At 71.7% G+C, this 12,166-nt stretch carries 16 protein-coding genes; 7 read left to right on the top strand and 9 right to left on the bottom strand.

All coding sequences use genetic code 11. The features are described 5' to 3' along the window. Window positions 1–6 precede the first annotated feature (6 nt). Window positions 7–192: a hypothetical protein gene (locus tag ACGGAQ_RS29515; protein ID WP_393054819.1), complete on the top strand. Its 186-nt coding sequence runs from the start codon at window positions 7–9 to the stop codon at window positions 190–192. A 515-nt stretch (window positions 193–707) separates the two neighbouring features. On the opposite strand, the gene ACGGAQ_RS29510 is transcribed toward ACGGAQ_RS29515, so the two are convergent. The 5 genes from ACGGAQ_RS29510 to ACGGAQ_RS29490 all read right to left on the bottom strand — a co-directional run bounded on the left by ACGGAQ_RS29510 (window position 708) and on the right by ACGGAQ_RS29490 (window position 3,612). After that, entirely contained in the window at window positions 708–1,130 is a 423-nt protein-coding gene (locus tag ACGGAQ_RS29510; RefSeq protein ID WP_393054817.1) for a hypothetical protein, read from the bottom strand. Window positions 1,131–1,141: 11 nt separating this feature from the next. Further along, window positions 1,142–1,402 carry a hypothetical protein gene (locus tag ACGGAQ_RS29505; protein ID WP_393054815.1) on the bottom strand — a complete coding sequence of 87 codons (261 nt, stop codon included), beginning with the start codon at window positions 1,400–1,402 and terminating at the stop codon, window positions 1,142–1,144. Continuing rightward, a complete protein-coding gene (locus ACGGAQ_RS29500; RefSeq protein ID WP_393054813.1) occupies window positions 1,399–1,776 on the bottom strand; it encodes a DUF2089 domain-containing protein in 378 nt (125 codons plus the stop codon). The genes ACGGAQ_RS29505 and ACGGAQ_RS29500 overlap by 4 nt, the downstream gene beginning before the upstream one ends. Window positions 1,777–1,972: 196 nt before the next feature. Then, complete coding sequence (locus ACGGAQ_RS29495; RefSeq protein ID WP_393054811.1) at window positions 1,973–2,857, bottom strand: S41 family peptidase; 885 nt, start codon at window positions 2,855–2,857, stop codon at window positions 1,973–1,975. Window positions 2,858–2,946: 89 nt separating this feature from the next. Beyond that, a complete protein-coding gene (locus tag ACGGAQ_RS29490; RefSeq protein ID WP_393054809.1) occupies window positions 2,947–3,612 on the bottom strand; it encodes a TetR family transcriptional regulator in 666 nt (221 codons plus the stop codon). A 100-nt stretch (window positions 3,613–3,712) separates the two neighbouring features. Here ACGGAQ_RS29490 and ACGGAQ_RS29485 point away from each other — a divergent pair, with 100 nt between their 5' ends. Continuing rightward, the gene (locus ACGGAQ_RS29485) at window positions 3,713–4,627 is read left to right on the top strand and encodes an SDR family NAD(P)-dependent oxidoreductase (RefSeq protein WP_393054807.1); all 915 of its coding nucleotides are present in this window, start codon (window positions 3,713–3,715) and stop codon (window positions 4,625–4,627) included. 80 nt (window positions 4,628–4,707) lie between these two features. Here ACGGAQ_RS29485 and ACGGAQ_RS29480 read toward each other — a convergent pair whose 3' ends face one another. Together ACGGAQ_RS29480 and ACGGAQ_RS29475 are read right to left on the bottom strand one after the other, a co-directional pair. Beyond that, window positions 4,708–5,394 (bottom strand): DUF4396 domain-containing protein, encoded by a 687-nt coding sequence (locus ACGGAQ_RS29480; RefSeq protein ID WP_393054805.1) that lies wholly within the window; start codon window positions 5,392–5,394, stop codon window positions 4,708–4,710. Between the two features lie 145 nt (window positions 5,395–5,539). Further along, window positions 5,540–6,631 carry a winged helix DNA-binding domain-containing protein gene (locus ACGGAQ_RS29475; RefSeq protein WP_393054803.1) on the bottom strand — a complete coding sequence of 364 codons (1,092 nt, stop codon included), beginning with the start codon at window positions 6,629–6,631 and terminating at the stop codon, window positions 5,540–5,542. Window positions 6,632–6,879: 248 nt separating this feature from the next. Between ACGGAQ_RS29475 and ACGGAQ_RS29470 the strand changes: the two genes are divergently transcribed. Both ACGGAQ_RS29470 and ACGGAQ_RS29465 read left to right on the top strand, forming a co-directional pair. Continuing rightward, window positions 6,880–7,275 carry a hypothetical protein gene (locus tag ACGGAQ_RS29470; RefSeq protein WP_393054801.1) on the top strand — a complete coding sequence of 132 codons (396 nt, stop codon included), beginning with the start codon at window positions 6,880–6,882 and terminating at the stop codon, window positions 7,273–7,275. Window positions 7,276–7,288: 13 nt separating this feature from the next. After that, complete coding sequence (locus ACGGAQ_RS29465) at window positions 7,289–8,932, top strand: hypothetical protein (RefSeq protein WP_393054799.1); 1,644 nt, start codon at window positions 7,289–7,291, stop codon at window positions 8,930–8,932. Here ACGGAQ_RS29465 and ACGGAQ_RS29460 read toward each other — a convergent pair. Further along, complete coding sequence (locus ACGGAQ_RS29460; protein ID WP_393054797.1) at window positions 8,929–9,606, bottom strand: winged helix-turn-helix transcriptional regulator; 678 nt, start codon at window positions 9,604–9,606, stop codon at window positions 8,929–8,931. The genes ACGGAQ_RS29465 and ACGGAQ_RS29460 overlap by 4 nt on opposite strands. A 75-nt stretch (window positions 9,607–9,681) precedes the next feature. Between ACGGAQ_RS29460 and ACGGAQ_RS29455 the strand changes: the two genes are divergently transcribed. The 3 genes from ACGGAQ_RS29455 to ACGGAQ_RS29445 are packed head-to-tail and all read left to right on the top strand — an operon-like array spanning window position 9,682 to window position 11,364. After that, the gene (locus tag ACGGAQ_RS29455; RefSeq protein WP_393054795.1) at window positions 9,682–10,200 is read left to right on the top strand and encodes a pyridoxamine 5'-phosphate oxidase family protein; all 519 of its coding nucleotides are present in this window, start codon (window positions 9,682–9,684) and stop codon (window positions 10,198–10,200) included. A gap of 32 nt (window positions 10,201–10,232) precedes the next feature. After that, window positions 10,233–10,832 (top strand): dihydrofolate reductase family protein, encoded by a 600-nt coding sequence (locus tag ACGGAQ_RS29450; protein ID WP_393054793.1) that lies wholly within the window; start codon window positions 10,233–10,235, stop codon window positions 10,830–10,832. A gap of 10 nt (window positions 10,833–10,842) precedes the next feature. Next, window positions 10,843–11,364, top strand: a complete 522-nt coding sequence (locus ACGGAQ_RS29445; protein WP_393054791.1) for a DUF5990 family protein — start codon at window positions 10,843–10,845, stop codon at window positions 11,362–11,364. Here ACGGAQ_RS29445 and ACGGAQ_RS29440 read toward each other — a convergent pair. Then, window positions 11,350–12,060: a carbonic anhydrase gene (locus ACGGAQ_RS29440; protein WP_393054789.1), complete on the bottom strand. Its 711-nt coding sequence runs from the start codon at window positions 12,058–12,060 to the stop codon at window positions 11,350–11,352. The two genes, ACGGAQ_RS29445 and ACGGAQ_RS29440, sit on opposite strands and share 15 nt — an antisense overlap. Window positions 12,061–12,166: the final 106 nt, after the last annotated feature.

The raw sequence follows: 12,166 nt of genomic DNA, 5'->3' as shown, positions 1-12,166 counted from the left end.
TCAGCGGTGCCCCGGCGCCGATGCCGGGGCACGGCCCGAGCCGGTCCAGGTGACCTGGCCCGCGTCCTGCGGGTCGATCCGGAGCTGCTGCTCGGTCAGCCGCGGAGCACCCCGGCGGGCACGCCGGACGGGGTAGACGACATCCGGGCGGCGCTTGCCCGCTACGACACCCCGCACGCGCCGTCGAGCTGACGCGGGTGCTGGTGGCGGCCTCGCGGGATGACGCCGTTGAGGCGCTACGACGGCACTCGACCGTGGTGCGGCGGGAGGCGTGGCGGAGGTTGCCGGCCGAATATCCGGGGCGCGTACCTGGTCGACGTCGCGCGGGCGTACCTCCACAGTGGTGATTTGCGGGGGGGCGGCACGGGCGTTGGTCGACGCGGACAGTGTCGCGCCGGCTGAGGTTCGTGGCGGCCTCTGGCGCGTACTCTCATCGCCGATGTTGCTCGCGCGCAGCCGGCGCCGGCCGGCGTGGCGCGACTGGCGACGTTGGTCGGCCTCAGCCGCTGACCAGGTCACTGCGTCGAACGACAACCACCGTGGCGCGACGCAGCGGAGGGACCGCTCGTCCGAGTGGTCCCTCCGCTGGTGTGCTGGTGAGTGGCTAGACTTCAGGTTGGCAGTTCACCTGTGCTCTGCTGCGGCGGGCGCAGACCTCGGGAGGGTGTTCCAGCACCCTCTCGAGGGGCCGTCCCATCGGACGGCGCTTACTCGCAGAAGACCCGCACGGTGGCATCGGGGGAGTCCACCTCCACGGTCATGTCGTCGAGGTGCTCCACGAGCGCCTCCAACTGCTCGGGCTTGAGCTGGGTCAGGTCGATCGGCACGCCCGACTCGCTGAGTGAGGCGTTGGCCTTGACCAGGGCCTGCGGCGGGACCAGCGCCGCCAGCCGTACGCCGGCCCGCAGCAGTTGCAGTGGCACCCGCACGTTGACCCGCGACGGCTCGCCGTTGTCGGTGGCGTCCACCACCACCCGCAGGTACTTCACCTTGCCCTTCGGCCGGGCGTCGAGACTTGCCGCCGCCGGTGCCTGGTCCCGTTCGAGTGCGGCGATGAGCTGCTCCGCCTCCTCCGCGGTGATCTTGCCGGCGGCCAGCATGTCGAGGATGTCCTTGCGTTGTTCGGTCATTCGAACCTCTCCTATCGGATGGCCACGAGCACGGCCGTGCGGCCCTGCTCGATGTCGAAGCGGGCGCCGGGCAGCGCGGAGATGAGCCGCCAACCGGCGCCGAGTGCCCGCACCGCACCGATGCGGAACACCAGGCAGGCCACGATCGCCGCGAGCACGACCAGGACCACGACCGGGAAGAGCAGCAGCGCCAGCGGGAGCACCGGAACCCAGATGCGGATGGGCCGGTGGTCCGGGCGGTTGACCTTGACGGTCACCAACTGCGGCATCATGGCCGGCCGTCCAGCTCGGCCAACGCCTGCTGGGCGGTGATCTCACCGCGGCGCAACCGGTCGATGACGTCGGCCCGCGACGGCGCCGGGTCGGTCTCGACGAAGTCGAGCATCTGCGTGATCCGGTTGAGTCGTGACTTGATCGTCGGGTAGCTCACCCCGAAGATGCGTTCCATCTCCTTGATCGAGCCGTGGCAGCGCACGAACGCCGTGACGAAGACCTGATCCTCGACGTTGAGCTGAGCCAGTTGCGGTAGCTCGAACTCGCCCTCGATCGCGACGCCGTTGCTCGCCAGGCGCACCCGCTCCACGACGAACGGCTGCCCTCGCGTCAGGCTGGTGAGTTCCTGCCAGTCCATCGCCTGCTCTGTCATACCTGAAGTCTAGGCTTAAGAATCCTCAACTTCCAAGAGCCAAACCTTAACTTTCTTAATTTCGCCTCTCCGGCTGGCGCGATCCGGCTCGCCTTCATCGAAATCGGGGTGTCCCGGCCCTGCGGACACCCCGATTTCATGGAACCCGAGTCGATCTCGCCGAGCGGCGAGACCCGGAGGTCCCGCCGCGCGCGGCCTATGCGCCCGAGCTGGCCTTGAGCGCCGTGTCGAGCGCCTGGTCGGCCGGGACGGGTACGTCGGGGACCACTCCGACGCCCTCCCAGTTGGTGCCGGTGACGCTGTTGATGGTCCGGGCGGTCGGCACGGTCACGAGGATGTGTTCGGTGACCGGGTGGCGGGCCGTCGGGTGCGCGCCGCCGCGGGTCTTCTCACCGACGACGACCGCCCGGCCGTGCGCCTGGAGGGTGTACGCCACGTCCTCGCCCCCGGAGAACGTCATCGCGCTGGTGAGGACATGGACCGGGCGGTCCGCGTAGCGCGGCGCGGGAAGGTGTGCGGTCGTCCAGAACTGACGTGTGGCGCCGGTGGACCGCTCGTAGAAGTCGTTGAGGTGCACCTGGTCGTCGCGGAAGAAGTAGCTGCACCACATCGCGGCTCCCTCCGGTGTTCCGCCGGTGCACGCGCGCAGGTCGAGGATGAGCGCGGAGCTGAGGGCGACCAGTTGCATGGCGGCGCCGATCGCGGCGGCGCCTTCGTCGGCGTACGCGATCCGCCGCACGTCGATGAGCCCGACGTTCCCGTCCAGGTGCTCGACCCGGCGGATCCCCTGGTTCTCCGCCCTGAGCAGCGCGCGGAACGCGGCCCGCCCTCCGTCCTCGTCCGCCGGATCGAGCGACTGCGGCTGGTCCGTCCAGAGCAGCCGCAGATGCTTGTCCGGGCACACCTGCTGAAGGTGAGCGGTCACCGTCGCGCAGAGCGCCGGGCCGTCCAGGTCGTCGTACTCGCCGGCCGCGAGGCGACGCCGGATCGCGGCGTCGATGTCGGCGACCTTCGCGGGAAAGACGTACCCTGCCTCGATCCGGTCCAGGGCCTGTCGGATGATCTGTTCGTTGGAGAGCATGGCGGGCCACGGTAGACCGCGAGCCGCCTCCTGGCCATCGAATTCCGCGCAGCCCCAGGCGCCGCGCTCCCCGGCCGGGCGGGTCGGGCTCAGGGGCGTGGCAGGAAGCCCACGAGCGACGTGATGATCGCGAGCCGCAGGACTGTTTGCAGATCGATGTGGTAGACCGCGAGCGCTGGTTCGGACTCGTAGACGGCGAGCAGGCTCGGCGGCGGCGAGGTGTAGGCGGACACCGCACCCGCCACGAGCAGGGCTTGCAGGCAGAACAGCTCGGCGCGGTCGCCGACCTCGGGCAGGTGCCGCCGGATGAGGTCGGCCATCCGCGCGAGGTTGGCGAGTGAGGCCCGCTTGTGTCGGCGGACCGCCTCGACCGAGACGTTGTGCTCGAGCACTCCGCCCTGCGCGCCGAAGAGATCGCAGAGGACCGTCTGGGCGGCGAGCGACCGGCTGAGCACGTCCGCCGTCTGCTCGGCCCGTTCCCGCGCGGACCGACTGGGGTCGACGCCCTGGCCAAGCTCCTGCTCCAGCTCGGTCAGCCAGGTCGCCGTCCGGTCGTCCAGCAGGTCGAGCAGCACCGCTTCGCGGGACTCGAAATACCGCAGCACCGCCGTCTTGGCCAGGCCCACCCGCCGGCTCAGCTCGTTCAGGGTCACCTCGGCCACCGGCATCTCGTCGAGCATCGCCGAGGTCGTTTCCAGGATTGCCTGGCGTCGGACCGCGCGCTGCTCCTCGCTGCGTGCCCGCTGGAACGTCATAACCCCAACCCTAGCTTAGGTACCGCCGGTCTCTTGACAGTGTACCGGCGGTACTTTACCGTTCAGGCATAACTTACCGGCGGTACATTGGGAGCCTGAGATGAACTGGACCGAGCAGCAGATTCCGCACCAGGACGGCCGGGTGGCCGTGGTCACCGGGGCCAACACCGGGCTGGGCTTCGAGACCGCCCGGCTGCTCGCCGAGCGCGGGGCATCGGTCGTGCTGGCCGTGCGCAACACCGAGAAGGGCAAGCGGGCCGCCGCCCGGATGAACGGCGACGTCTCCGTACAGGAACTGGATCTGACCTCGCTGGAATCCGTGCGCGCCGCCGCCGCCGACCTGCGCGCCGCCCACCCGCGGATCGACCTCCTGATCAACAACGCTGGCGTCATGTACACCCCGAAGCAGACCACCCGCGACGGCTTCGAGATGCAGTTCGGCACCAACCACCTGGGCCACTTCGCACTCACCGGGCTGCTGCTCGACCTGCTGCTGCCCGTGCCCGGCTCCCGGGTGGTCACGGTCAGCAGCGTCGGGCACCGCATCCGCGCCGCCATCGGATTCGACGACCTCCAGTGGGAGCGTTCGTACGGCCGGGTCGGCGCCTACGGCCAGTCGAAGCTCGCCAACCTGATGTTCACCTACGAGTTGCAGCGCCGGCTCGCCCCGCACGGCACCACCATCGCGGTGGCCGCACACCCCGGCGTCTCCAACACCGAGCTGGTCCGCAACTCCCCGGCGGTCGTCCGCGCACCGATCACCTGGCTCGCCCCGGTGATCACCCAGCCCGCAGCGGCCGGCGCGCTGCCCACCCTGCGGGCCGCCACCGACCCGTCCGTCCTCGGCGGGCAGTACTACGGCCCCGACGGCCTGGGCGAGGTGCGCGGCTACCCGAAGCTGGTCACCTCCAGCCCCGAGTCCTACGACGTGACCGTGCAACAGCGCCTCTGGGCCGTCTCGGAAGACCTCACCGGCGTGCGGTTCCCGATCGGCCAGGCGGCCTTCGCGGCGTGACCGTGCCCCGAGGCAGGTGATCGGTCGCGGCGAGACCCGGACGGGTCCCGCCGCGGCCGTCGGCGTGAGGTCTGGCGACGTCAGTGGGGCGCTGCGCGCAGCCCTCGGCCGACCTGCCAGGAGGCGGCGGGCCAGGCCGTGATGAAGCCAGCGATCAGCCCGATCTGAGCGGCGAACCAGAACGTGGGGCTGTCGGGCCGCAGGGGCACCTCCGGAAAGATCATGTGATGCGCCAGCGTCAGCCACGCGAACAGCGCCGCCTCGAACGCGGTGATGGTCACCAGTTCGACAGACACGACTGCCGTCAGCGCCCGCCAGATTCGCGCGACGCTGCGACCGGGCCCCTCCAAGACCCGAAGGAGGACGGCGATCGTCACCGCCGCCACGTAGTCGCCGGCGTAGGTGATCCACAGCGGGTGCTGGGCTGGGTCGAATCTGACGGCGTACAGGGCGACCTCGGCGACGATGAAGCCGAGAGCACAGTGCGCGCCACAACGGGACACCTTGGTCACGGTGATGCCGCGGTGGGGCCGGCGAGGCTGATCCTCCCGCCGCCGTGGCGAGAGCGCCTCGGGTCTGCCCCAGTGCCAGTAGAGGCGGACGGCTGCCGGGCCGACGTAGAGGACGGTTACCAGCCAGACGATCTCCATGACCTTGACCGGCTGGCGGTGCCCGCGGAGATAGGTGTCGGCGAGGACGATCGCGAAGCTGACGACGCCGAGCGCGAGCGAGACCCAGGAGAGCGCCACGAGCCAGGTTGGCTGCATCCCGCCCCTTCCACCTGCCGGGCGCCGGCGCGTGGCGCGGCCGAACGTGGAGGGGGCTCACTGGTGTCGACGGCCGAGGGCAGTCCACAGTCTTTCATGCCGTACTCGTCCGCACCGGCGGATCGGCCGTTCGTCGTGCTGGCCGCTAGCTGGCGAAGTCGACGCCCGCGAACCTGGTGGAGCGGTGCGCGGCGAGGTGTTCGGCCTGTGCGGTGATGGCCTCGCGCGTGCCGGCCGACAGTCTCTGCCAGGGCTGGACCGCGACCGTGAGCGTCCGGCCGGACTTGCGCGGGCGCCAGGTGCCCACCAGGTCGCCGTCGACCAGCACGGCGCCGGGGCGACCCAGCACCGGCCACAACTCCTTGGCGTGGGCGGGGTCGGGCACCAGCGTCTCCCGGTCCTTGGCCTGGAGGAACAGGTCGAACGGGCCGAGGAGGCGGGTGGTGGTCGCGTCGGCCGACTCCAGCGCCTTCTCGTCGGCGGCCAGCAGCCAACGCGCCTCGCCGTCGACCGTCACCTCGGTCACGTCGTCGGGCCAGCGCGCCTTCACATCCTTCACGGGGGCGTCGAGATAGCCGGCCACCTGTTTCGGGGTGGCCGGCCCGAGCAGGCGAAGGTACGCGCGGACCAGGTCGAACCGGTCGCCCGCGGCGGCGGCCCTCGTGAACCCGGCGATGCGGCGCAGGATCGGCGGCGAGGTGTCGAGTTGCAGTTCCAGGCCGGCCCGCGCGGCGGCGAGCCGGAACGGCATCTCGTACAGGTGGGTGGCGTCGCAGACCCGGCAGAACCGCAGGTACGGCTCGGGCAGCACCGTGGCCAGGCGACCCGAGACGTCTCCCTTGACCGTCGGCGTGGTGACGATGGCCCGCATGCGGGCGGCCACCTCGTCGAGGGCGGCGAGGTTGGCGATGCCGGCAGCCTTCAACGGCTTGGCGGCGTCGTAGATGCGCTTGCCCGCGTCGGCATCGGAGAACGGTTCGACGGCGGCCACCACGTGCCCGACGTCGGCCCGGCGGTAGAGGTGCGGGGCGCCGCGCACCGTCCACAGCAGGACCAGGTCCGCGTCGGACAGCGCGGTCACGTCGACCCCACGGATAGCGAGAGCCCACCGGGCGCCGTCCGGGCCGGTGTTCTGCACCCCGATGTCCAGGACGGCGGTGTTGGCGAGCGTGCCCTGACCCCGGTCGAGCTGCTGGGCCCGGACGCGGAAGTTCATCACCTGGCGCCGATCAACCATGTCTGCACCCTAGCCACGGCGGCTCGTGCGGTTGGGCCCAGGCGTGCGGCGCCCGTACCGGAACCGCCGCGCGGCCCACTCCATCTGGGCTTGTCGTGATCCGGACACACCAGACCCGCTCGCCCTCCACGCCCCCGGCCACCTGCGTGGACGGTGGCCGTCGCGCCCGCCGATCTCGACCGGGGAGCCGGCGCGGGTGTCCGCACACGGCGTCCGGATGGTGCAATAGGGGCACGCTGATGGCAGCAATGACGGAGGTACCCGTGGACGGTGTGGAACTGCTTCTCGCCGCCCTGACGTTCGGCGCGTCAAGCGGCGTGGCCGACGCGACCAGCGCCGCGGTCCGCGATGCCGCCGAAAGCTTCCGGGGCCTGGTGCGTCGCCGGCTGACCGGCGAGGGCCAGGAGGCGCTGCGCGCGTTCGAGGCCGGGGGCACCGACTCGGGTGTCTGGCAGGTACACCTCGCCGAGGATCTCACCCGCGCGGGCGTCGACCGGGACGAGCAGATCCTCAGCCTCGCGCGGGAGCTGCTGGCGCGGGCCGAGACGGCCGGCGTGCACACCGAGATCGGGCACGTCGACCTGCGCGGGGCGAAGGGCGTCCTGTTTGGCAACTCCAGCACCCAGCACAACACCTTCAACTGAGGCAGCCGGGCAGATGGGCGACAGCGGGCAGCCGGAGGACGACCGGTCGCGCGGCGTCGACGCCCGCCACGCCCAGGGCGTGCTGTTCGGCGACCACAGCCGCCAGTACAACAATTTCGGCCCGGTCGTACGGTCGGCGTACCTGGCGGAGGTGCACCGCATCGCCCCGGCCGACCTGCTCGACCGGGACGCCGAGCTGGCGCGGCTCGCGGCCTTCTGCACCGGTGACGGGCCGGACGCGTACCTGCGCTGGGAGGCCGCACCGGGCAGCGGGATGACCGCGCTGCTGTCCTGGTTCGTGCTCCACCCGCCGCCGGGCGTACGGGTCGTGTCGTACTTCGTCGTCGCCGGCCGCACCGAGCAGGACACCCGCGACGCGTTCGTCGACGTCGTGTTGGAGCAGTTGGTCGAGCTGACCGACGGGTCCATGCCGGGTCATCTCACCGCGGCCACCGGGCGGGCGCACCTGCTGGGCCGGTACACCGACGCGGCCCAGGCGTGCGAACGGCGGGGCGAGCGACTGGTGCTGGTCGTCGACGGCCTCGACGCCCGTCGCAACGCCTCGGGTGTCGCGACGCTCCTGCCCGACCGGCTGGTCGGTGGGATGCGGGTGGTGCTCGGCACCGACCTCGGGTGGCGGGCCCCTGCCGACCTGCCACCGCGGCACCCGCTACGGGACCGGACCCGGCCCCACCTGCTGCCGCCGTACGTCGGCCCCGAGGAGCGGGCCCGGCGGGAGGCGGACGCCCGGCGTGCCGAGGAGCGGGCCCGGCGAGAGGCGGAGGACGCTCGGCGTGCCGATGAGCGGGCCCGGCGGGCCGAGGACGCCCGGCGTGCCGACGAGCGGGCCCGGCGGGAGGCCGAGGACGCTCGGCGTGCCGACGAGCAGGCCCGGCGGGAGGCGGAGCGACACCGGGCCGCCGACGAGCGCCGCGCCGTGCAGCGGCAGATCGACAGGTGGCAGGCCGCCGAGACGGAACGGGTCAGCCCGGCGGCGCGGGCGGCAGCCGTGCGGCGGGCGCTGACGTTCGTCGCCGGGTGGACGGGGCTTCTCGTCCTTCTCACCTGGCTGGCCCGGGGCTGGCCCGATCCGCGGGTCGCGGGCATCCTGAGCGCCCAGCTCGTGGCCGGTGGGCTGGCCGCCGCGATCGTGCTCGTACCGTCGGCGTTCCGCCTCGGTGCGGCGTACGCGCCGAGGCCGGCCTCGCCGGCCGCCTGGATCGACCGATCCCGGTACGGCCTGCTGGTGCAGGTGATCGCCTACCTGATGTTCGTCGTCCTCGGCGGCGCTGGCGCCGGCGACTACCTCGACGCCCGCCACGACCGGCAGGTGGAGCGGTCCGTCAACCGGGCCGGGGCTCTGCCCTCCTTCGACGAGGTGGTGGCGTTCCTGTTCCTGCTGCTTATCGCGGTCGGCTGCGTCGCGGCCGGCCTGTATCTCGCCGCGCGAGCCGTCCGACAGTGGTACGACCAGCAGCGGGAGCGCGAACGGGCATCCCGGGCACTCATCGAGGCGGCGGCCACCGCTGCCGAGCGGGAGGCGTACGCGGGAATGAGCGCCGACGTGCTGTCCCCGCGAGCGGCCGAGCGGGCCCGGGCGTACCAGGATCTGCTGGCCCGGCTGGCGGGTCCGCGCCGGCGTCCCCCGCGCCGCTAGGCGCCGTCGTCGGCGAAGGCGCGGGGTGTGAACGGAGCCAGGAGGAGATCGGTGAGGCGCTGCGTGGCGTCCGTGTCACCGGTCAGGGTGAGCACGCCCGCGTCCGCTGCCGCCGTCATGGTGATCTGGCGCCCGCAGACGGCTCGGAGGGTGTCGACGTCGGTGGTGAGTGTCGCGTCGGGTTCGGGCGTCGTGCCGCGGCGCAGCTGCACCGAGTCGTCGGCGACCTCGGCGAGGTAGGTGTCGGCGTCGATGTGGAACGCGTAGACGCCGCGGAGGTCGGCCGCTCGCGCCGGATCGAACCCCGCCTTGATGGCGAGCAGCAGCGAGTCGATGCCGAGCGCGCCCTCGGGGAGCTGCGGGGACTGGCTTCCCCAGCGGCCGAACTCCAGCAGGATGGGCTCCAGCGCGCTACCCCATGCGGTCAGCTCGTAGAGGTGGACCCGCGCCGGCGGCCCCAGGTCCCGCCGTCGCACCACGCCGTGCTCGGTCAGCTCGCGCAGCCGCTGGCTCAGCACGTTCGGGCTCACCCCGGGGAGCCCGCCGAGCAGATCGTTGAAACGTCGGGGGCCGAGCAGCAGGTTGCGGACCACCAGCAGCGCCCAGCGCTCGCCGATGATGTCCAGTCCACGTGCGACACCGCACGGATCCCCATAGTTACGCCCGCTGCTCACGATCTCCACACTACACCGCTCCTAATTCAGGAGTAACGCTTGTTTTGTAGGAGTTGGACCTCTAGCTTGGCACTCATGAGCCTGCCCAAGACCGAAACGGCGAGCCTGCCGCAGGGTGATGTGAAGCTGCTCGACACCCCCGTGGCGCGGCGCCTGCTCGTGGCGCCAGTGGCCCGGTTCGCCTACACCAGCGGGGACGGGACGCCGCGGCTGATCCCGGTGGACTTCCTGTGGACCGGCGACGAGCTGGTCGTCGGCGCGTTCGCCGGCACGTACAAGATCCGCGACCTGCGTGCCCGACCGGACGTGGCGGTCTGCATCGACACCGCCGACGGGCTACCCGAGGTGCTCATGCTGCGCGGGAAGGTCACCCTGACGGAGGTCGAGGGCGTCCTACCGGAGTACGCCGTCATCCAGCGCGCGGGGATGGGCGACGAGGTGGGCGACGCCTACCTCGCGGCGATCGACAAGCCGGGCCTGCGGATGGTCCGGATCGGCCTGCGCCCGACGTGGGTCGGAGTCGTCGACTTCCAGGAGCGCTTTCCCGACCGGACCCCGGAACCCGTCCGAGCCGCGCTCGGCGGCGGTCGCTGACCAGCATCAACACACCATGATGGAGGACTGAGATGCCGAAGATCGTCGTGTCGATGTGGATCACCCTGGACGGATTCGTCGCCGGCCCGGACGACGAGATGGACTGGCTGCTGGCCGACGACCAGCTGCAGAAGTACGAGCGGGATCTGGTGGAGAGCGCCGGCAGCCTGATGCTGGGCCGGACCACCCACGCCGACTTCGCCAGCTACTGGCCGGTTGCCGCCCGCAATCCCGACGAACCGGCCGCCGTCCGCGGCTATGCCCAGCGACTCGACGCCCTGGAAAAGATCGTCGTCTCCGCCTCGGGAAACATCGCAGACTGGAAGGGCACCCGGAGGATCACGCGCATCGACCCCGACGAGATCGCCGAGATCAAGCGTGAATCCGGCGGGGACATCGTGGTCTACGGCAGTCTGACGGTGATCCGCTCCCTTGCCGAACTCCGGCTCATCGACGAGATCCACCTCCTGGTGCACCCCCTGTTCCTGCGCCAGGGCAAGGCGCTGTTCGACGCCGGGCGACCGCCCGCACGACTGGACCTGGTGTCCGCCGAACCCTTCGAGTCCGGCGTCGTCCTCATGACGTACCGCCCGCGGGGTGCGGCAGCCGGGCAGCGGACGCCGGGAAACTAGAGTCGGTGGCGTGCGGATCCGGATCGAGGGCAGTGACCTCCCAGGCCGTCGCGCCGGCACGGACGCCGACGCGCTGCGGCTCGGCAACGTGCACGTCGGAATCCAGCGCAAGACCGAGGTGATCGATCGCGTACGGGTCGACGCGGCCACGGCGAGCTGGAACGTCGAGGTGTCCAGCCGGGAGGTCGACGGGGTGCTGGACGTCGGCGGACCATTCGTGCACGGGCGCCCCGGAGCGCGATTTCTGTATCTGAGCTGGGGCGCGCTGACCGAGGACGGGTTCGCGATGTTCCGGCGGGCGAAGCTGATGTTCACCGACATTCCGACCGAGCTGCTGCGCGCCGCGCACGAGGGCGACGGGGTGCTGGTGGGCAGTCTGGGGCTGACCGACGCGACCGGCGGGCCGGTGTGCGCTCGGGTCCACCCACCCGCCATCACCTGGGCGGTGCGACAGCCGCCGGTCGGGACGCCCACCCGGCCGCCCGTACCGGACGGACGGCCGGGGGAGGGGACGTCGTCAGGCCACCAGTGAGACCCGCCCGTTGTCCAGGTCGTACCGGGCGCCCACGACCCGCAGGGCACCCTGGCGTACCTTTTCGGCGATGATCGGGCTACGCGCGGAGAGGGACCGCACCTGCGCCGCGATGTTGGCCCGGACCGCGTTCTCCACCGGGTCACCGGGCTCGTCCAGCACCGGCTCGACCACCGGGCGCAGGCTGTCGACGATGGTGCCGATGTGCCCGGGAGCGGTGCCGCCGGTGTGGATGGCGTCGATGGTTGCGGTGATCGCGCCACAGCGTTCGTGCCCGAGGACGACGATCAGCAGGCTGCCGAACTCCTGCACGGCGAACTCGACGCTGCCCAGCAGCAGGTCGTCGACGATGGTGCCGGCCACCCGGTTGTCGAACAGGTCACCGAGCCCCTGGTCGAAGAGCACCTCGGGCGCCACCCGGGAGTCCGCGCAGCCCACCGTGATGGCGAACGGGTGCTGACCGGCGGCGAGGCGGTGCAGGTCGTCGAGGCCCTGATGCGGATGCCGGCCGTGGCCGGTGGTGAAGCGGTGGTTGCCGGCGAGCAGCCGGCGCAGCGCCTCGGCCGGCGTACCGACCGGGTCGTCGGCCGGTTGTGCGACGGCGGCGGACGGGCTCGCCGCGGCTGCGCCGAGCGCGACGGCGGTCGCGCCACCGGCGGCCAGCAGGGTACGGCGGGACAGGTGGGAAGGTGCCACGATGATCTCCCGAGGGTGAGGCAGTTCCTTCTTCCTACCAGCCGTCCCTCCACAGTGGCGGGCGGCCACTCCGCTGGCGTGCGGCGGGGTCGACGGCCACGACCGC

Origin of the sequence: Micromonospora sp. NPDC047557, assembly GCF_043205095.1 — a bacterium.
Lineage (GTDB): Bacteria > Actinomycetota > Actinomycetes > Mycobacteriales > Micromonosporaceae > Micromonospora.
Note: the sequence above shows the minus strand (reverse complement) of the source record. Positions and strands in the feature narration are given on the sequence as shown.